We start from the raw sequence: 18,251 nt of genomic DNA on the forward strand, positions 1-18,251 counted from the left end.
TCGTCTCCTTAAATAGCCGCAATGATCAGCAGGGTAACCAACGCGGCGACCACATACAGACAGTAGAGGCGGAAATCGCCCTGTTGCAGCCATTGAATTCGTTGGCTGAGCCATTGGATCAAACGGATAAGCGGAGCCACAATTTTGTCGTCCCAGACCGGTTCCACCCGGCCCGCGCCACTGACGGAATGTTCCAGCGCGCGTTGCATCATTGGCGCGGGATCGAGTGTTTTACGCAGCCGATAGAGTGGGGCAAACATGGCTCGCAGAGGTTGAGTAAAACCACCGGCAGAGACAGTCATCGCCTGCTCCCAGGCATAGCCGCAAGCCCAAGGATCACCGCCATGGCGAAATGCTAAACGGCTGCCTTTGTAGCGGCTGACGACTAACAAAATCACCAGTGGCAATATCAGTAAACCGAAGAAAATATACAGGGTGGACAGCATGGCCTGAGAACTGTGTTGCGGGAATAACACCGCGCCTTGGGCGACCTGCAAAGAAGGCACTGGCGGGGCGGTTATCAAGCTAGCGGCAATGCGGGCAATCACCGGTGCGACGTGGGTGGCACCTATCCCTAATACCAAACACAGCAGTGCCAACAACAGCATAGCTGCGGTCATCGGCCAGGGGACTTCCCGCGCGAGGGCTGCTTTTTCTGTGCGCGGCAACCCGCAGAAACTAATGCCGTAAACTTTCACAAAACACATCGCCGCCAGTGCGCCGGTGATTGCCAGCATCACGATAGCAATCGGCCCGGCCAGGCGAATAATAAAGCCGCCATCTTTGGTCATGGTAAACAGCGATTGATAAGTAAACCATTCACTGACAAAACCATTGAATGGCGGTAGGGCGGAAATCGCCATACATCCCACCAGAAAGGCCAGCGCGGTATAAGGCATCATTCTGGCTAAGCCTCCCATCTTCTCCATGTCTTTGGTATGTAAGCGATAAATGACCGCACCGGCCCCAAGGAACAGCAGCCCTTTGAAGACGGCGTGATTAAGCAGATGGTAAAGTGCGCCAAGTAAGCCAAGAGCGGCTAATACTGGCTGATGGCTGGCAATCCCTATCATGCCGACCCCAACACCCATCAGGATGATGCCGATGTTCTCGACGGTGTGGTATGCCAGCAGGCGTTTGATGTCGTGCTCCGCCAGCGCATACAGCACGCCGAGCACGGAGGAGACTGCGCCAAAGCCCAAGACCACCACGCCCCACCAAAGCTGGCTCGCGCCGAGCAAATCAATGCCCACTTTGATGATGCCGAAGATACCAATTTTAACCATGACACCGGACATCAGGGCTGAAGCATGGGACGGGGCAGCAGGGTGCGCCCGTGGCAACCAGCCATGGAGCGGCAGCATCCCGGCCTTGGCACCAAAACCGAAGAAAGCTAACAAGAAGATAACCGAGGCCATGATCGGCTGCGGGTTAGCTTGACGGAAAGCAGCAAACTCCAGACTGCCGCTCAGGCGGTACAACAGGAAGAAAGCAATCATGATCAGCACGGAACCGGCGTGGGCAATCAGAAAATAGAGCAAGCCCGCGCTGATGGCGTCGTCGTCCTGATCGGAAATCACCAGGAAGTAAGATGCCAATGACATCATTTCGAAGAAAATAATAAAGTAGAAAGCGTTATCCACCACCACCAGCGCCACCATTGAGGCGATGAATAAGTTCATAAAGACCCCCATTCCCCATGCCCCGCGCCCTTTGTATTCCTGCACATAGGCCAGTGAATAGAGGGCGGTTATCACCACCAACAGTGAGATGACCATCAGCATAAATGCCGCTAATGGATCAAGGCGCAAACTGAATGCCGCGAATGGGAATGGCCCGGCGGTGATGAAAGTGATTATCCCGCCCCCCAGCAGTGTGGGCGCAGCAGCCAACAGACCAACAACGCCACCCAGTAATGACGCCAGCCCAGAGGCATAAATCGCCAGTGTTTCGCGCCGTGCCAAAAGCAGAGAAAGCAATGCGCCAGCCAGATACAGCAGTAAGGAGAGCCATAATAGCTCAAGCGAACTCATCATCTTTTCTGCTCCTCGTGAGAGATGGCGTACGCGGTGTCCGTGGCCATAAAGGGCAGCTCGTTGGCAAATCCGCTGGCGGCGGCCAGGTGCTTGGCGCGATTAGCCTGCTCAATGCTGTGTTCATTCACCAACATCAAGGCATTGGTCGGACAAACCCGTACACATTCCGGCCCCTGCGGTTGGAAGCTACATAAGTCGCATTTCACTGCGACAGTGCGAACTCCGGCATTCCAGGCAAGGAACGGATTCATATTGACCGGGCTGAATGGCACATCAGATAACGTGGTCATCGGAATGTATTCAGGGAAAGTTTCTGGCACCCCCAATGGTTTACTCCCCGCTGGGGTGATAGCGCCAAATGGGCAGGCGATACCGCAAAGCTTACAGCCGATACAGGTGGTTTCATCCAATTCGACGGCGTTATTGGTCAGGGTGATGGCATTGACCGGACAAACTCGTGCGCACCATGCATCTTCGCAGTGGCGACAGAGAATTGGCGTCGTAACCGTGGCGTTACGCATCACGGTCAATCTGGGATGTTCTTGTAAACCCTTGGCTTTATGCACCTGGCTGCAAGCAGCCATACAGGTATTGCATCCAATACAAAGCCTTGGCTCCGCAATCACAAAGCGGTTCATGGCCATACCCTCCGGGACAAAAATCTGGTGACAGTCAGGCAGATAGAAATCATTTCCCAGCGACAAAGCATATTCTGTGCCAGTCCGGCGGAGGCCAATACAAAAGAGCGGTGAAGCCCCGCCAGTAGGGCATTAAGGTGATTGCAGATAAAGGGGATGAATTTAAAAGGCAGTAAAAACAGGGGGATTGCCACAGGTCGGTGTCGACATTAGTGACGAAACTGCCGCTGTTTGATGACACTTCGACAGTAATTATTCATCCAGTGAATTTATTGCGAGGGGATTTTGGTAAATATCATTATTTATCAGTTTGTTAAATTGAATGTCGTTTCAGTAGAAAGCGCGGAATTACTGGCACCGTCTTTGCATTATTTTTGTAAGTTAAATCCACACAGGGAGAACAGTCATGCATGAGATTACCTTGTGCCAAAACGCTATTGCCATGATGGAACAGCAGGCACGGCTGCATGGTGCGCAGAGAATTACCGGGGTGTGGCTGGAAACCGGCGCATTTTCTTGTGTCGAGCCGCAGGCATTGGAGTTCTGCTTTGAGCTGGTGTGCCGTGGCACTTTGGCTGAAGGCTGCGTTTTGCATCTTAGCCAGCAGCAATCACAAGTGTGGTGCCATGACTGTCAGCAATCCATTAATTTGCTCAGCAGTAAAGTGACTCGCTGTCCATTGTGTGGCGGCAGTCATTTGCGTATTGGCGCGGCTGATGATGGCGTGATGATTAAGCGGTTGGAGGTGGAATGAATTTACTTTTTTTATGCCGTGATACAGCAGGAGCCGGATTATGTGTATAGGGATCCCAGGGCAAGTTGTCGCGCTAGATGACATTCAACCGGGCACGGCATGGGTGGATGTCTGCGGTGTACGTCGCTCGGTGAATATTATGCTGGTGGCCGCAGATGAGCAGGCCAGTGCAGCATTAATCGGTCATTGGGTTTTGGTGCATGTGGGGTTCGCCATGAGTCGGCTGGATGAGGATGAAGCACTGGAAACCTTGCAGTTATTGCAGGAAATGGGGGAGGTTGAAAGCGATGTGGGGGAATTTCTAGGGCAAAGGGGGAGTTTTTTATAGTCCAGTGGTGTTGATTCAGGAGTTCACAAATTCAGTAAGTTAGATATTCAGTGATCCGGTTCGGTTGTCAGTGCTTCACGGCTCACCTGTCCTTGAGTGAACCAACAGCCAAAGGGGGTGGCGGCCCCCTTGTGGAATTACGCGCTGGCGCGAAATATTACTGCTGTTCGCAGTACCCTCCGGCAGTTTGCATGCTAATCGAACCGGGGCCGACTATAGCCTCTTCGAGGCTACCCTCCGGGCCAACACAAGCGTTGTTCAAAACTGCTACGCAGTGTTGTCGCATTCCAGCTCGACAGCCCCTTTCACCGCATCCATGCGGCTCATTCGGCCTGCAATCTTTGTCGGCAATATTTCTGATTGCGCTTAACTGCAAAAGCAAAACAAGAGCAAAAACAAAAGCGGGGCAAGAGTAAAAACCAATTCAAAATCATGGTGCAGGTGCAGGTGCAGGTGCAGGTGTAGGTGTAGGTGTAGGTGTAGATGCAGTTTTTTTCGCTTTTTCTTCTGCCAGCCGTTGTTCCAGTTCAACTAACTGTTCTGGCGATACTGCCGGATAGCCTTGTGCATCATCGGGTATGACGTGTACCTCAGGGATAGGAATTAATGGCCCAAGGAAGCGCGGCTCACGTTTCAGAACATAGAGATCAGACAGTGCGCCGAGGCGGGCAAAGATCTCGCGGACCCGGACATTGAGCATATTTTTGGGGGATGGCACGGCAAAACACTGCGCTTGAATCCCCATATGCAGAGCAATAAATAATGCCCGCTCGCAATGGAAACGCTGAGTAATGATAATAAAATCATTAGTATCAAACACCTTACGAGTGCGCACAATAGAATCTAGCGTGCGAAAACCTGCATAATCCAACACGATATCAGAGGGGGCAACCCCTGCGGCGATCAGGTCACGGCGCATGGTCATTGGCTCGTTATAACTGTGTAGAGCATTATCACCGCTAAGCAGTAAGTAACTGATTTTGCCACTGTTATAGGCGTTTAATGCTCCTTGGATGCGGTATTGATAGAACTGATTAATACCACCGGTACGGTAATATTTGGCAGTACCCAACACCACACCGACTTGCCGATGGGGTAAGTCTTGTAGCTCATCATAAATAAAAGGGGCTGTTTTCCAGCTGATCCAGCGATCGAGCGCAATAGCTGTCACCATCAGCAACCCTGCGATGATAATTAAGCTAATAATCAGGCGTTTCCACATTCTGAGGCCTTTAATGCATTCAACTCACTGGTGATGTTGCAAGGCTACTGTACCTGCCCATGCCGCGCAACATAATATCTTTCGCCCTTAGGGTTACAACTGCGTTAGCTGCGCTCGTTCACCCGAATCACTGACTTGAGTCAGTGATTCGGGATTCTCTTACAGCCAGCCTGGCTGTAATGCCAATGTCTTTTCGCCCTTGGCGCTACAACGGCGTTAGCTGCATTCGTTACTCGGCCAACGTAAAAGTGCGGGCCGGGTAGGATTTAGAACGAAGTTCGCTTGTAGGTACGATACTGTGGTTGCCAATAGTTATGCTCAATGGCTTTTGCCAGTGCTTCTTCTGAGGTCACAATGGCGACGCCTTGCAACTGTGCGGCTTTACCGACCTGCATTGCAATGGTTTTTGACACAGCTTGAATATCGTCGATATTCGGCAACAATGCCCCCTCACCATTAAGCGCTAGTGGTGAACACCCGGCTAATGCGCGGCTGGCAGCCATTAGCATGCCGTCAGTCACGCGTTTGGCGCCGGATGCCAATACTCCCAAGCCAATACCGGGGAAGATATAGGAATTATTGCATTGAGCAATTGGATACAGTTTATCTTTATAACTCACGGGTGAGAAAGGACTGCCCGTCGCCACCAGTGCGGCGCCATCGGTCCAGTTAATAATGTCTTCTGGCCGTGCTTCTACCCGCGATGTTGGGTTCGACAGTGGCATCACGATTGGGCGCGCGCAGTGTTTGTGCATCTCACGGATCAATTCTTCGGTAAACAGCCCTGGCTGACCAGAAACGCCAATCAGGACAGTGGGCTTGGCATTACGCACGACATCCTGCAATGAGATTGAGTCACTGCTCAGATTCCAGCCCTGCAGTGAATCACTCTTCTGCACCAGTTTACTTTGAAAATCCAACAAATTAGGGAGTTTGTCAGTCAACAGGCCGAAACGGTCGACCATAAAGACGCGCGCCCGGGCTTGTTCTTCGCTCAATCCTTCTGAGATCATCTGTGCGATGATTTGCTCAGCAATACCACAACCGGCAGAACCGGCACCGAGGAAGGTGACTGTTTGGTCGCGCAACTGGCTACCAGCGGCATGACTGGCGGCAATCAGGCTACCCAAGGTGACCGCTGCAGTACCTTGAATATCATCATTGAAACAGCACAACTCATCACGATAGCGGTTAAGCAGCGGAGTCGCGTTATTCTGAGCAAAATCCTCAAACTGCAACAACACATTCGGCCAGCGACGTTTTACTGCCTGAATGAACTCATCAACAAATGCATAATATTCATCGCCGGAAATTCGCGGGTGACGCCAGCCCATATACAGCGGGTCATTCAGGCGTTGTGGATTGTTGGTGCCCACATCCAACACCACTGGCAAAGTATAAGCTGGGCTGATACCACCACACGCGGTATACAGTGAGAGTTTCCCAATGGGAATGCCCATACCGCCGATACCCTGATCGCCAAGGCCAAGAATACGTTCGCCGTCGGTGACCACGATAACCTTAACATTCTGCTTGGTGGCATTTTGCAGCATGTCATCAATGTGTTCACGGTTCGGATAGGAGATAAATAACCCGCGCGCGCGGCGATAGATATCCGAAAAGTGTTCGCAAGCTTCGCCTACAGTCGGGGTATAAATAATGGGCATCATCTCACTGAGATGGGCTTCCAGCAGGCGGTAAAACAGAGTCTCATTGGTATCTTGAATATTACGCAGATAAATATGTTTATCATCGTCGTTTTTGAAATCTTGATACTGGCGGTAAGCACGCTCGGCCTGTTCCTCAATGGTTTCAACCGCTTCCGGTAATAAGCCGTGTAAATTGAAGTGGCTGCGCTCATCATTAGTGAAGGCGCTACCTTTATTCAATAAAGGGAATTCCAATAGGATGGGGCCAGCGTAAGGGATGTACAAGGGGCGCTTACTTTCGTATTCCAGTTCCATGAGTTTTACTCTTTGACTTTGGGTAGAGACAGTAATTGTTACCCCGATCCTAAAAGATAAGAAAAATATGTACAGCTTTTGTTAGTTAAATAAAACAACTGTGGGTAAAAGTGCGAGCCAACTTACAGATTCAATAGCTAATCAGCAACATGCGGTGTTTTATTGCGCAATACCCCGCATGCCATTGCATGCTGCGTTGTCATTCGAGGAGCATTTTGTTTGCATGGCAGATAAAACTCACCTGCTGGCACAAAAAAACATCACATTGGAGGAGTATCTGGTACAGCCTCATTTGCTGATAGCCCTTCAGGCCGTGGTGGGGACTGATTTATTACTGACTGTCGCCAGCCGGGTGGTGACTGAGCAAAGTGATAACCGGGGTTAGTCAGATAACCCCGGATTAAGCGCTATTCGTTTAAAATGTCACGCGTTTTACATCAGAGCAACCAAGGGAGGCCAGTGTGGCTTGAGTTGCAGCCCACTGAGTCAGTATCGGCTGGCTGCCTTCGACCAGCACTGCGCGGCGAATAGCACCACAATCTTTGCCTGAAAGATTGGTCAGGATCAATGCGGCTTGCAGTGGTGGCAAACTCGGGTTGAATGCCGCATTTTCAGCATAACGGCCTGCATAAATGTTGCCATCTGCAGTTTCTAATGCCACGCCGCTGTGAGAAAGGCTGTAAGGTGCATGGCTGTGGTTTGCACCATTAAGTGCCGCCTGAGTCAAGGCGTCAGTGTCAGTCACTTTATATTCGTGATTGACCGGGTCCATCAGCAGGGTGGTGATATCCAGATCTTTCGGACCGAAAGAGTCAGGTAAATATTGTCCCAGTGTTGAAGCCGGGCGGCCTGGTAGATGAATGTGCAGGCCAGTTCCGCTGTTCAATTCATTCATAAACTGGCGGCAATGACCACATGGCGTGTAATTAACGGTAATAGAAACCAAGCTGGCCTCATTGCGCAGCCATGCATGGGTGACAGCGCACTGTTCGGCATGAATGGTTTGTTGCAATGGGGCACCACTGAACTCCATATTGGCACCGAAATAGAGATTACCGCTAACCCCCCTGGCAATGGCCCCGACCTTAAAATGGGAGATAGGCGTTAGCGCACAAGCGGCGGCCAGTGGTAACAACGAAAATGCTAGCGCATCGTCATCTAACCCACTGATGCTCTTCACTGTTTCAACTTGCTTAGCTGTCAGCATTGCAGGGAAATCGTTTGCGCTCAAGATAGGTTCAAGGGCGGATTGCAGTGAGGCGGGCAACGTAGCCCAAGCGTCATGGAAACGTGCTTGCATAGGGTTCTCTCCAATAGTTACGGGAAACTATTTTAGGCAGCTTAGGGTTTTCTTGGTGTGATGTGGATCTCGTTATATATGAAATCTATGCAAGTAAAATCCCAAATGAGAGATGTATCTCAAATTTATACCGTCATCCTCAGCCAAATAAATGTAGCAGTATCGGAAATAAAAAGGGCGCCAGCAGTGAAGTAATAATCCCGCAGATAACCAAGGCGAGCGAGCTGAACGCCCCTTCCTGGAAATCTAACTCCGCACAACGGGCAGTACCGAGGGCGTGCGAAGCGGTTCCCATTGCCAAGCCGCGCGAGGCTTTGGTGGTGATTTTTAACAGATTCAACAAGCTGTGACCAAAAACGGCCCCCAGAATGCCGACAAAAATAACGCATACCGCACTGATGGCCGGTAAACCATGAATAGATTCGGCCACGGCCATGGCGATCGGCGTAGTGACGGATTTCGGCAATACTGAGGCTGCAATTTCAGGGGTTGCCCCCATCCACAGGGCAACGGCAGTGCCACTGACCATGGCGGTAATACTGCCGATAAAACAGATGCTAATGATAGATTTCCAGCGGGCACGGATCTGATGCAGCTGTTCATACAGCGGGAAAGCCAATGCCACCACTGCCGGCTGCAACAGGTCATTCAGGATTTTGCTGCCCGCGAAATAGTTGGCATAGGGCATATGTGTCACTAACAACAATGGAATGATGACAACCATTGATATCAATAATGGGTTGAGCAGCGGCATTTTCAGCCAGCGGGCCAAACGACGGGCGCTGAAGAACACAATGAGAGTCAGTGGTAGTGACCACCATAAGTTGCTGATCATTTGTCTTCCTCCGTGTGGGTCGGAGAACCAATCACTTTGCGTTCACGGTGGACATAATGCGAGCTGTAAGCCACCACCAACATTACAATCAGGGTGCTGACAAAACAGGAAACCACGATCGGGCCAAATTGCTTGGTCAGTTGATCATAATATTGCATTACGCCGACACCGATCGGCACAAACAGTAGCGCCATATAGCGGATCAACAGGTGGCAGCCGGGCTTCACCCAGGTTGAAGGCAAAACCTGTGAGGCAAGCAAGGCAAACAAAATCAGCATGCCGATGATGCTACCGGGGATGGTGATGGGCAGCAGCAAGGCCAGCGCCTTACCCGCCCATAAGCACAGGTAGATAATGGCGAAAGCCCGCAGATACTGCCAGCAAAGTGAAGTCACATTGCGCATAAAAAGAGTCCTGAGTGACAGAATGTATTCATCATACAATTAAGTTTAGCACTGTGCCAGTCATCACAGTATGAATAAAATACCCATCATTTTTCAAATTACAGGGGGCTGGCTGTCGGCTCTTCTTGCCTTTTAGCCAGTTGGTAGCCGCGATAGAAGAATGCCAGCCCCAAAATAGCTGCAACAATCAGCATATAGAACATCATTTCTGGTGCTGCATAAGCTAACAAAAAGCCGCAAAGTACCGGATTAGCCGCACCACCTAACTGACCGAGATTCTGTACCCCATAGTAACTACCCTTAAGATTTGCTGGGGCAATAAAATCGATAAACAGGTATTCGACCGGGATAACAATAATCTCACCCAATGAGAAAATCGCCATCGCCAGCATCCACACGGGAATTGACTGCTGAGCCACCATAAATCCGAACAAGCCAATAATAAAGAACAGTGTGCCGAGCATTAGCCAACGCATTAAATTTTGTTGATTCATACGGCGGCTTAATAGGTATTGCAAAGTAATGACAATGGCCGCATTGACCGTCATCACGGCACCAATCACTTGATAAGCAAATTTGGCATCAGACACGGTAATCAGGTATTGAGATAAGTAGCCGGAGAACTGGCCAAAAACCACTGCACTGAGCATGCTCCCAATAGTGAAATAAATCAGCCGCTTATCATGGCGCAAAATACGGAATGTCTGGCGGAAATCTGGCACGGATTCGGTCTGTGTCTGTTCGGCGATTGACATATCAGCGCTGTTTATTCTGAATTTCAAGATAATGGCCACCAATAACGCCAGTATTCCCGAAATGATAAAAGGGACTTGCGGGCCGATGTTGACGACCAACACCCCTAACCCTGGGCCGATCGCCCAGCCAACATTCACTAACGTGTAGTTAGCCGAAAAAGCTTTAATACGTTCATTAACCGGTAGCCAGTCAGCAAAACAGGCTTTAATGGCAATAGCGTAGACCGAGTACGCCGAATGCAATAATGCCAGAATCAGGATAATCCACGCCGGATGTTCAACCCACGGCAAGCTAAAAAAGGTCACCGAGAATAGGGTGACGGCTAGCAGAATCAACTGTTTCTTATTGAATTTATCCACCAGATAGCCGCCGTATAAACTGGTGAAAATACCTAAGGTTAAACTCGCCCCAAGCACCAGCCCAACCTTATCGGGAGCCAACTGAAAATGCTCGGCCAAATAGATGGTGATAAAGGGGAGTGTGACGGCTCGCCCAATGGTCAAGACCAATGAGGCAATCAGCAGATTAGTGACTCGCGATGGAAATCCTTTCATGGCATTTTCTTATTGATAATTATTTTGGGTAATGAACTGTTTCTATGCGGTTTTTTCAATCAAAAGAATGACTCGAACAGCATTACCACAGAGCGGCTCAGCCAATTACAGTAGACTATTGCAGGAACTAAAGAGAGGGGGAGGAAGAAAAATTTTTGCAAATAGCCGATCGACCTGAATCGACCAGCCATTTATAGGTTTTTAACCTAAATATTCGATGATAGATAAACCACCATTATAATCGGTGCTGTAGATAATCCCCTGAGCATCAACAAACACATCACACGACTGAATGACTTGTGGGCGACCGGGTCGCTTATCCATCATTTTTTCCGGCGCAGCGGGCACTAAAGCCCCCGTCTCTTTCGGCTGATAGGGGTTGCTGATGTCATAAGCACGAACCCCGGCATTCTGGTAAGTTGCAAAAATCAGTGATGAGCTGATAAAACTACCAGGCCGGTTCTCATGCAAATTATGTGGGCCAAAATGAGCGCCTTTTTTCACATAATCCTGCTCATCAGGCACCGGGAAGGTTGAGATACTCACCGGATTGCTCGGCTCACGAATATCGAATAACCAAATATGCTTCTCGCCATCCTCTTGGTTATCCAGTACCGCTTCATCCAGCACCACCAATAAATCGCGGTCGGGCAGGGGCAATGCAGTATGTGTGCCACCGCCAAATGGTGGGCTCCAGTTACGATGACTGATAAGCGTTGGCTCAGAGCGGTCGCTGACATCTAACAAGGTTAGGCCGCCATCGCGCCAACTGCCATATGCAGTGTCGCCGCTGATAATGGCATGATGCAATGCATAGCGTTTGCCGTCTGGCCAAGTGGCTTGCTCACCCGCCGCAGTATGCATGCCGGGTAAAGCATAACGGCCAGCAACCTGCGGTTTTTGCGGGTCAGCCAAGTCAATGGTGAGAAAGATATAATCACTGTAACCATCTAACAGCGCAGAAACATAAGCCCAACGCCCGCCGACATACCAGATTCGGTGGATACCAATGCCGTCAAGTGGCAGGAAACTTATCGCGCGCGGCTTATCCGGTGTCGAAATATCAAAAATGCGTAAACCGGCACTCCAACCGCGGCCTTCTTGCTGGGTACTGACCGTTTGGGCAACTGACTGGGTGTAATACACTTTTTCTTCGGCAAAACTGGCGTCAGCGAAGAGGTCACGAGCATTAATCACCAGTAACAGGTCATCATGGGCTTGTAAGTGCACATTCCAGGTATTGGGTGGTGCGGCAATAAAACCCGCGGGGCGGGGATTTTTGGCATCTCGAACATCAATAATTGAGACACCCTGCGACACCATATGGCCGACATAGGCGTAACCGCGATGCACCATCACCTGCACACCATCTGGTTTGCCGCCCTGATCGCTATGACCAATCAGCCGCATATTGCGGCTGTATTCTGGTGTCGGCAAGACTCCTTGCGCTGCCATTTATTTCACTCCAAATCGATTAACCACATTGATTTTTACGGGTTCATTACTGACCGTTCTTGGCCGCAAGGGTAGCAAACCAAGGCGAGTTGAAATCATCAGATTGGCCCCAGCCAGGGATAATTTTACTCAAACCAGCAACGTTAACCGGGCCGGGTTGGCTTGCCAACAGGGCTTGTGGAATAGAGGCTGCACGGAATTCATAGCTAGCGGGGGTTTCTTCACCAGCAATCTTCTTGGCAATCAGGCGCAAGTTAACCGCCCCAATGAGCTTAGGATCGACAGCAACACTGACTTTCCATGGGCTATTAGCTTCACGCATCAGTTGTAAATCTTGATTCGAGATATCAATGCTGTACAGCTTGATTTCAGTGCGGCCATTTTCCTGCAAGGCTTTATAAGCGCCCTGAGTAAAGGCATCCCAAGTTCCCCAGATAGCGTCGATCTTACCTTTTGGGTATTTTGCCAAGACGGCACCCACTTTATTCGCGGTATCACCTTGAACATCAGATGAAACAGCACCAATAGACTCCAGTTCAACAATGCCCGGATTCTGTTTTAGTAATGTCTGATAAGCGGCCTGGCGACGTTCCATTGGTGGGAAACCGGCTACCCAGAGTTTAATAATATTTGCTTTCCCGTTGAAATCTTTGACTAATTGACCGAAAGATTCATTGGTCAAGGAGGCGTCGTCTTGTTGAGTCACAGTTAAGCCGGGGATATCGCCCTGAATGGCGGTATCAAATACAGACACCGCAATGCCGCTGGCGGCAATACGTTTAACCAGTTCAGTTGAGTAAGGGTCACGGCCTTGGGAAAGGATAATTCCATCATATTTTTGGCTAATAGCTTGGTTAACAAAGTCCTGAAAACGTGCATCATCGCCATTACTCAAGAAAGTATCGACTTTGAAACCGAGCTTTTTGCCCTCTTTTAATACACCTGACAAGAACTGTGTTGTGTTGTCGTCAGAACCCAAATTACGAATTACCGCAATTTTAATCTGCCCTTCATGGTTGGCTATCGCGTCTGGAATTGGGGCTACTGTGGCGGTGTCCGCAGCGAATACTGGCAGTGCCGTCAATAGGCTCAGGGCCAGTAATGGGGAAGAAAATTTTTTCATCTGGAACTCCGTCATGGTGTTGATATGTTATGCAATGTGTACGTTGCTATCATTATTATGGCTATCTTTGTGTCTAGACGTCTATCTGTCTCTGTGGAACATCATAACCATAACTATTTAGATAAGGAATTAACTTTGTTATGAATTTTTGGATTGCCTTATGTCTTTTAGTTTGGATAGCTGAAATAAACAGCGAAAGACGGAGAGGGGGTGAGTATAATGAGAGCAAATAATACCAATAACCTTTTTGTTTTAGTGGTTTTATTTCAATAGAAGTTTTATGGTCTATTTTTATTACAACGAACATCAGGGTTAATATTTTATTTCACTGCATACTCATGACTGGTATTCTAAATAGACCTGAGCCACAACAATAAAATAAAAGATGTTAACTGTCATGAAATGAGTCAATTTTCATCGTTTTAAGTTTAATGATTTTTAAAGGATTAAAGTCACTATGGGTAAAATTAGCAACCTATATAAATTCAGGAAAGATGGCGTTGAGATGGCGAAAATGGATTTAGATTATCTTATCAATAATGGATTTATTGATAACCCTATTTGCCGCTATATGTCGCGTAGTGAGTTCTTCTTTCTATTTTTTCGTTATTTATTCGCATTAATGGTTATTGTGTTTCTGGTGACGATTTTATTTCCTGATTTGACTGATGACGTTTTGTATCTTTCAGTTTCGTCCTTCTTTCCCGTACTTTCATTGGTGTTGTTGCTACCTTGTTCATACCGTTTGGCGAGCCAAAAGTTAAGTCCCTGTTTATTGATGTTCCACTTTCTTCCGTTCGCTTATTGTTTTTTGCACGGCGTACTGATGTTTTTCTTGTTGGGTTCATTTTTACTTTATCTGATACTTATCAATATTTTTGATATAAAACCACTCGCATGTGAACGTAGAAAACAATGGGCTTCTGCCTTACCTAACGAATATCCATTCGGATTGGCACTGATCAGCTTTAGTTTATTATATCTAAGCTTTTTTCTATTATTTGAGTTAGATGATGCCATTATTGCGTTAATGATGTTGTCGTGGATTTTCTTTTTACTGGCTAAGTGGTATTGGCCGGTGGTGGCATTGAATATCGTGGGGGCCGTTGGTTTGTTCTGGTTTTTCTCGTCAGGATTTGTGGAAGTAAAACATCATAAGAATATTATTATTGATGCACTTATTAAGATTTCTTTACTGGACAGTATTTTATTTTTAATTTTCTCACTCAGTTTATTTATTAATATCCTATTTTGGTTGGAAGCTCGGCAACGTGAGCAGCAACCTATCACGCATAGAGAGTAACGGTCAGATTTCAATCAATATGTTGGCAATAAAAAGCCAGTCAGGACTCCCATGACTGGCTTTTTCGTCTTCTAGCTCGATATTACTTTACTTGCATGCCGGGTTGAGCACCACTGTCCGGACTAAGCAGGAAGATATCGTTGCCGCCAGGGCCGGCTGCCATCACCATACCCTCTGAAATACCAAAGCGCATTTTACGTGGAGCCAGGTTTGCCACCATCATGGTGAGTCGACCTTCTAAGACTTTCGGATCAGGGTAAGCCGAACGAATGCCAGAGAAGACCTGACGCGTTTCACCGCCGAGATTCAGTTTTAGTTTCAGTAACTTATCTGAACCCTCGACAAAATCTGCTTGTTCAATCAGCGCGATGCGCATATCCACTTTAGCAAAATCATCAAAACTGATGGTTTCCTGGATCGGGTCATCGGCTAATGGACCGGTTACTGTCACTGCTGTCGCAGCCATATCTTCTTTAGAAGAAGCGACCATATCGTTCACCTTATCCAAATCAATACGGTTAAATAGCGCTTTAAAAGTATTAATCTGATGACCTAACAGGGGTTGTTCGATGCTATCCCAAGTTAATTCAGTGTTGAGGAAAGCTTCGGTACGTTCGGTCAGCGCAGGTAGCACCGGCTTGAGGTAAGTCATCAAGACCCGGAACAGGTTGATGCCCATGGAGCAAATAGCTTGCAAGTCAGCATCACGGCCTTCTTCTTTCGCCACAACCCAAGGAGCCTGTTCATCAACATAACGGTTGGCAACATCGGCCAGCGCCATAATTTCACGAATCGCTTTGCTTGATTCGCGGCTATTATAAGCATCCGCAATACTGACGGCGGCATCTGTAAAGGTTTTATATAATTCAGGTGAAGCAAGGTTCCCGGCTAACTTACCAGCAAAACGCTTGTTAATAAAACCGGCATTACGGGAAGCCAGATTGACCACTTTATTGACGATATCGGCATTAACGCGCTGGACAAAATCTTCCAGATTCAAATCGATATCATCAATACGTGAAGAGAGCTTGGCGGCGTAGTAATAACGCAGGCAATCGGCATCCAGATGTTTCAGGTAAGTGCCCGCTTTAATGAATGTGCCACGGGATTTCGACATTTTTGCGCCGTTTACCGTGACATAACCATGGACGAACAGATTGGTTGGCTTGCGGAAGTTACTGCCCTCCAACATGGCTGGCCAGAACAAGCTATGGAAGTAAACAATGTCTTTACCGATGAAATGATACAGATCGGTTGTAGAATCTTTACGCCAGAACTCATCAAAATCTAAATCGCCGCGCTTATCGCACAGATTTTTGAATGCGCCCATATAGCCGATAGGGGCATCAAGCCAGACGTAGAAATATTTACCTGGCGCATCGGGGATTTCAAAACCAAAGTAAGGCGCATCACGGGAGATATCCCACTGTTGCAGGCCCGACTCAAACCATTCCTGCATTTTATTCGCAACTTGTTCTTGCAGTGCGCCAGAACGTGTCCAGGCTTGCAACATATCGCTGAAAGCAGGTAAGTCGAAGAAGAAATGCTCAGATTCGCGCATGACCGGCGTAGCACCGGAAACCGCAGATTTTGGGTCAATAAGTTCAGTCGGGCTGTAGGTTGCGCCACAAACTTCGCAGTTATCGCCATATTGATCCGGCGCTTTACACTTCGGACAAGTGCCTTTCACAAAGCGATCGGGCAGAAACATACCTTTCTCAGGGTCATAGAGCTGAGAAATAGTCCGATTTTTGATATGACCGTTCGCTTTTAGGCGGCCGTATATCAGGCTCGACAGTTCACGGTTTTCATCACTGTGAGTCGAGTGATAGTTATCATAACTGATAGCGAAACCGGCGAAATCTTGTTGGTGCTCCTGGCTCATTTCGGCAATCATCTGCTCTGGTTCGATACCCAATTGCTGAGCTTTTAGCATGATTGGGGTGCCGTGGGCATCATCTGCACAGATAAAATGAACCTGGTTGCCGCGCATTCGCTGGAAACGGACCCATACGTCTGCCTGGATGTGCTCGAGCATGTGACCGAGATGTATAGAACCGTTAGCGTATGGTAGCGCGCACGTCACCAATATTTTTTTCGCGACTTGAGCCATAGTGGGAAATTGCTTTCTTTATGTCGATTAAAGGGTCTTTGATGTTAACCGATATACCGGCTCGTCGCTAGGGTAGGAAACCTGCACTTTGCCTTAAGTTATAATCGATTTACTTTGACGACACAGGCATGACGGAGTTCTGGTACACTATATACTCGTCATACTTCAAGCTGCATGAGCGTTGGCTGCTCTCATTCACCCGAATCATTGACTGAAGTCAACTCATCGGGATTTATTCAATTGCCGCCTTCCTGCAACTCGAATTATTTAGAGTATATTTTGGTTAAAAACGATTGTTGGTTAATAACGATAAATACAAGGAGCCGGGATGAGCCAAAAATCCCCCGAGCAGACCACCCCTGACCTGCTGCAATTACAAATTTCAAAGGTTCTTGCTGCCTTTAAACACCCAACCTTGCAAAAGAGCCTAACTGAGTTGCGCGCTATTCATCACTGTGCCCTATTGGACAATGTGCTGCATATCGAGCTGGTGATGCCTTTTGCCTGGCAATTTGGTTTTGATGCATTGAAAGAGTCGGCCAGCGGAGAATTGCTGGCAGTGACCGGTGCTAAGGCCATTGACTGGAAACTTTCTCATAATATCACCACGCTAAAACGCGCCAATGATCAACCGGGCGTCAAAGGCGTGCGTAACATTGTCGCGGTCAGTTCCGGTAAAGGCGGGGTGGGGAAATCCAGCACCGCTGTGAACCTGGCATTGGCCTTGGCGGAGGAAGGCGCAAAAGTCGGTATTCTGGATGCTGATATTTATGGCCCCTCCATCCCAAATATGTTGGGCACCACCCAGCAGCGGCCAACATCCCCTGATGGCAAACATATGGCGCCGATTATGGCCCACGGTATTGCCACTAACTCGATTGGTTATTTGGTGACTGACGAAAACGCGATGGTGTGGCGCGGCCCGATGGCCAGCAAGGCCTTAATGCAGATGCTGCAAGATACCTTATGGCCGGATTTGGATTATTTGGTCATTGATATGCCGCCAGGTACCGGTGATATCCAACTGACGCTGTCACAGAATATTCCAGTCACCGGTGCGCTGGTGGTGACCACGCCACAGGATATTGCCCTGATTGATGCCATGAAAGGCATTGTGATGTTTGAGAAAGTGCATGTGCCGGTGCTGGGTATTATTGAGAATATGAGCATGCATATTTGCAGTAATTGTGGCCATCTGGAACCTATTTTTGGTACCGGCGGGGCAGAGAAACTGGCGCAGAAATATCATTGCAAACTACTGGGCCAAATTCCGCTGCATATTTCACTGCGCGAAGACCTCGACCGCGGCGAGCCAACGGTTGTCAGTCATCCTGATAGCGAATTTGCTGATATCTATCGCCAACTGGCATCCAACGTTGCGGCAGAAATGTACTGGCAGGGCGAAGCGATTCCGACGGAAATTTCATTCCGCGCGGTGTAATCGCGGTTATTTCTCTCTCTAAAGT

The 18,251-nt window shown here is 48.5% G+C and carries 16 protein-coding genes; 5 read left to right on the forward strand and 11 right to left on the reverse strand.

Annotation, left to right across the window (positions count from 1 at the left end; translation table 11 throughout):
• Window positions 1–8: 8 nt before the first annotated feature.
• Both hyfB and OP863_RS07330 read right to left on the reverse strand, forming a co-directional pair.
• Window positions 9–2,036, reverse strand: a complete 2,028-nt coding sequence (hyfB, locus tag OP863_RS07325; RefSeq protein WP_145588826.1) for a hydrogenase 4 subunit B — start codon at window positions 2,034–2,036, stop codon at window positions 9–11.
• The gene (locus OP863_RS07330) at window positions 2,033–2,674 is read right to left on the reverse strand and encodes a 4Fe-4S dicluster domain-containing protein (RefSeq protein WP_265526040.1); all 642 of its coding nucleotides are present in this window, start codon (window positions 2,672–2,674) and stop codon (window positions 2,033–2,035) included. The genes hyfB and OP863_RS07330 overlap by 4 nt, the downstream gene beginning before the upstream one ends.
• Before the next feature lie 406 nt (window positions 2,675–3,080).
• On the opposite strand from OP863_RS07330, the gene hypA reads away from it, so the two are divergent.
• On the forward strand, window positions 3,081–3,428 hold the full coding sequence (gene hypA, locus OP863_RS07335; protein ID WP_145591647.1) for a hydrogenase maturation nickel metallochaperone HypA: 348 nt from the start codon (window positions 3,081–3,083) through the stop codon (window positions 3,426–3,428).
• A 40-nt stretch (window positions 3,429–3,468) separates the two neighbouring features.
• Window positions 3,469–3,756: a HypC/HybG/HupF family hydrogenase formation chaperone gene (locus OP863_RS07340; protein WP_265526041.1), complete on the forward strand. Its 288-nt coding sequence runs from the start codon at window positions 3,469–3,471 to the stop codon at window positions 3,754–3,756.
• A gap of 430 nt (window positions 3,757–4,186) precedes the next feature.
• Here OP863_RS07340 and sanA read toward each other — a convergent pair whose 3' ends face one another.
• On the reverse strand, window positions 4,187–4,978 hold the full coding sequence (gene sanA, locus OP863_RS07345) for an outer membrane permeability protein SanA (RefSeq protein ID WP_265526042.1): 792 nt from the start codon (window positions 4,976–4,978) through the stop codon (window positions 4,187–4,189).
• 266 nt (window positions 4,979–5,244) lie between these two features.
• The gene (locus OP863_RS07350) at window positions 5,245–6,942 is read right to left on the reverse strand and encodes an NAD-dependent malic enzyme (protein WP_265526043.1); all 1,698 of its coding nucleotides are present in this window, start codon (window positions 6,940–6,942) and stop codon (window positions 5,245–5,247) included.
• A 223-nt stretch (window positions 6,943–7,165) separates the two neighbouring features.
• Between OP863_RS07350 and OP863_RS07355 the strand changes: the two genes are divergently transcribed.
• A complete protein-coding gene (locus OP863_RS07355; RefSeq protein WP_155483403.1) occupies window positions 7,166–7,327 on the forward strand; it encodes a hypothetical protein in 162 nt (53 codons plus the stop codon).
• Between the two features lie 30 nt (window positions 7,328–7,357).
• On the opposite strand, the gene cdd is transcribed toward OP863_RS07355, so the two are convergent.
• The 6 genes from cdd to OP863_RS07385 form a co-directional block, all read right to left on the reverse strand.
• Window positions 7,358–8,242 carry a cytidine deaminase gene (gene cdd, locus OP863_RS07360; RefSeq protein ID WP_265526044.1) on the reverse strand — a complete coding sequence of 295 codons (885 nt, stop codon included), beginning with the start codon at window positions 8,240–8,242 and terminating at the stop codon, window positions 7,358–7,360.
• 139 nt (window positions 8,243–8,381) lie between these two features.
• A complete protein-coding gene (locus OP863_RS07365) occupies window positions 8,382–9,077 on the reverse strand; it encodes a CidB/LrgB family autolysis modulator (RefSeq protein WP_038634304.1) in 696 nt (231 codons plus the stop codon).
• On the reverse strand, window positions 9,074–9,481 hold the full coding sequence (locus OP863_RS07370; protein ID WP_145591643.1) for a CidA/LrgA family protein: 408 nt from the start codon (window positions 9,479–9,481) through the stop codon (window positions 9,074–9,076). Before OP863_RS07370 ends, OP863_RS07365 begins: the two co-directional genes overlap by 4 nt.
• A 98-nt stretch (window positions 9,482–9,579) precedes the next feature.
• Window positions 9,580–10,791, reverse strand: a complete 1,212-nt coding sequence (locus OP863_RS07375; RefSeq protein WP_145588820.1) for an MFS transporter — start codon at window positions 10,789–10,791, stop codon at window positions 9,580–9,582.
• Between the two features lie 201 nt (window positions 10,792–10,992).
• The gene (locus tag OP863_RS07380; protein ID WP_145591642.1) at window positions 10,993–12,246 is read right to left on the reverse strand and encodes an LVIVD repeat-containing protein; all 1,254 of its coding nucleotides are present in this window, start codon (window positions 12,244–12,246) and stop codon (window positions 10,993–10,995) included.
• 46 nt (window positions 12,247–12,292) lie between these two features.
• Complete coding sequence (locus OP863_RS07385; RefSeq protein ID WP_186368325.1) at window positions 12,293–13,369, reverse strand: sugar ABC transporter substrate-binding protein; 1,077 nt, start codon at window positions 13,367–13,369, stop codon at window positions 12,293–12,295.
• Between the two features lie 457 nt (window positions 13,370–13,826).
• Between OP863_RS07385 and OP863_RS07390 the strand changes: the two genes are divergently transcribed.
• Entirely contained in the window at window positions 13,827–14,672 is an 846-nt protein-coding gene (locus OP863_RS07390) for a hypothetical protein (protein ID WP_265526045.1), read from the forward strand.
• A gap of 82 nt (window positions 14,673–14,754) precedes the next feature.
• Here OP863_RS07390 and metG read toward each other — a convergent pair whose 3' ends face one another.
• The gene (gene metG, locus OP863_RS07395; protein WP_145592058.1) at window positions 14,755–16,785 is read right to left on the reverse strand and encodes a methionine--tRNA ligase; all 2,031 of its coding nucleotides are present in this window, start codon (window positions 16,783–16,785) and stop codon (window positions 14,755–14,757) included.
• Window positions 16,786–17,113: 328 nt separating this feature from the next.
• Here metG and apbC point away from each other — a divergent pair, with 328 nt between their 5' ends.
• On the forward strand, window positions 17,114–18,226 hold the full coding sequence (gene apbC / locus OP863_RS07400) for an iron-sulfur cluster carrier protein ApbC (RefSeq protein WP_050291644.1): 1,113 nt from the start codon (window positions 17,114–17,116) through the stop codon (window positions 18,224–18,226).
• The last annotated feature ends 25 nt before the right edge of the window (window positions 18,227–18,251 follow it).

It is taken from the genome of Yersinia sp. SCPM-O-B-9106 (C-191) (assembly GCF_026183365.1).
Classification (GTDB): domain Bacteria; phylum Pseudomonadota; class Gammaproteobacteria; order Enterobacterales; family Enterobacteriaceae; genus Yersinia; species Yersinia rochesterensis.

Bases quoted from the DNA above. Each gene is read 5' to 3' on its own strand.
- cdd (WP_265526044.1), bottom strand. From the start codon at position 8,242: ATGCAAGCACGTTTCCATGACGCTTGGGCTACGTTGCCCGCCTCACTG.
- OP863_RS07365 (WP_038634304.1), bottom strand. From the start codon at position 9,077: ATGATCAGCAACTTATGGTGGTCACTACCACTGACTCTCATTGTGTTC.
- sanA (WP_265526042.1), bottom strand. From the start codon at position 4,978: ATGTGGAAACGCCTGATTATTAGCTTAATTATCATCGCAGGGTTGCTG.
- hypA (WP_145591647.1), top strand. From the start codon at position 3,081: ATGCATGAGATTACCTTGTGCCAAAACGCTATTGCCATGATGGAACAG.
- OP863_RS07330 (WP_265526040.1), bottom strand. From the start codon at position 2,674: ATGAACCGCTTTGTGATTGCGGAGCCAAGGCTTTGTATTGGATGCAAT.
- OP863_RS07350 (WP_265526043.1), bottom strand. From the start codon at position 6,942: ATGGAACTGGAATACGAAAGTAAGCGCCCCTTGTACATCCCTTACGCT.
- OP863_RS07375 (WP_145588820.1), bottom strand. From the start codon at position 10,791: ATGAAAGGATTTCCATCGCGAGTCACTAATCTGCTGATTGCCTCATTG.
- OP863_RS07380 (WP_145591642.1), bottom strand. From the start codon at position 12,246: ATGGCAGCGCAAGGAGTCTTGCCGACACCAGAATACAGCCGCAATATG.
- apbC (WP_050291644.1), top strand. From the start codon at position 17,114: ATGAGCCAAAAATCCCCCGAGCAGACCACCCCTGACCTGCTGCAATTA.
- hyfB (WP_145588826.1), bottom strand. From the start codon at position 2,036: ATGATGAGTTCGCTTGAGCTATTATGGCTCTCCTTACTGCTGTATCTG.
- OP863_RS07370 (WP_145591643.1), bottom strand. From the start codon at position 9,481: ATGCGCAATGTGACTTCACTTTGCTGGCAGTATCTGCGGGCTTTCGCC.
- OP863_RS07340 (WP_265526041.1), top strand. From the start codon at position 3,469: ATGTGTATAGGGATCCCAGGGCAAGTTGTCGCGCTAGATGACATTCAA.
- OP863_RS07390 (WP_265526045.1), top strand. From the start codon at position 13,827: ATGGGTAAAATTAGCAACCTATATAAATTCAGGAAAGATGGCGTTGAG.
- OP863_RS07385 (WP_186368325.1), bottom strand. From the start codon at position 13,369: ATGAAAAAATTTTCTTCCCCATTACTGGCCCTGAGCCTATTGACGGCA.
- OP863_RS07355 (WP_155483403.1), top strand. From the start codon at position 7,166: ATGGCAGATAAAACTCACCTGCTGGCACAAAAAAACATCACATTGGAG.
- metG (WP_145592058.1), bottom strand. From the start codon at position 16,785: ATGGCTCAAGTCGCGAAAAAAATATTGGTGACGTGCGCGCTACCATAC.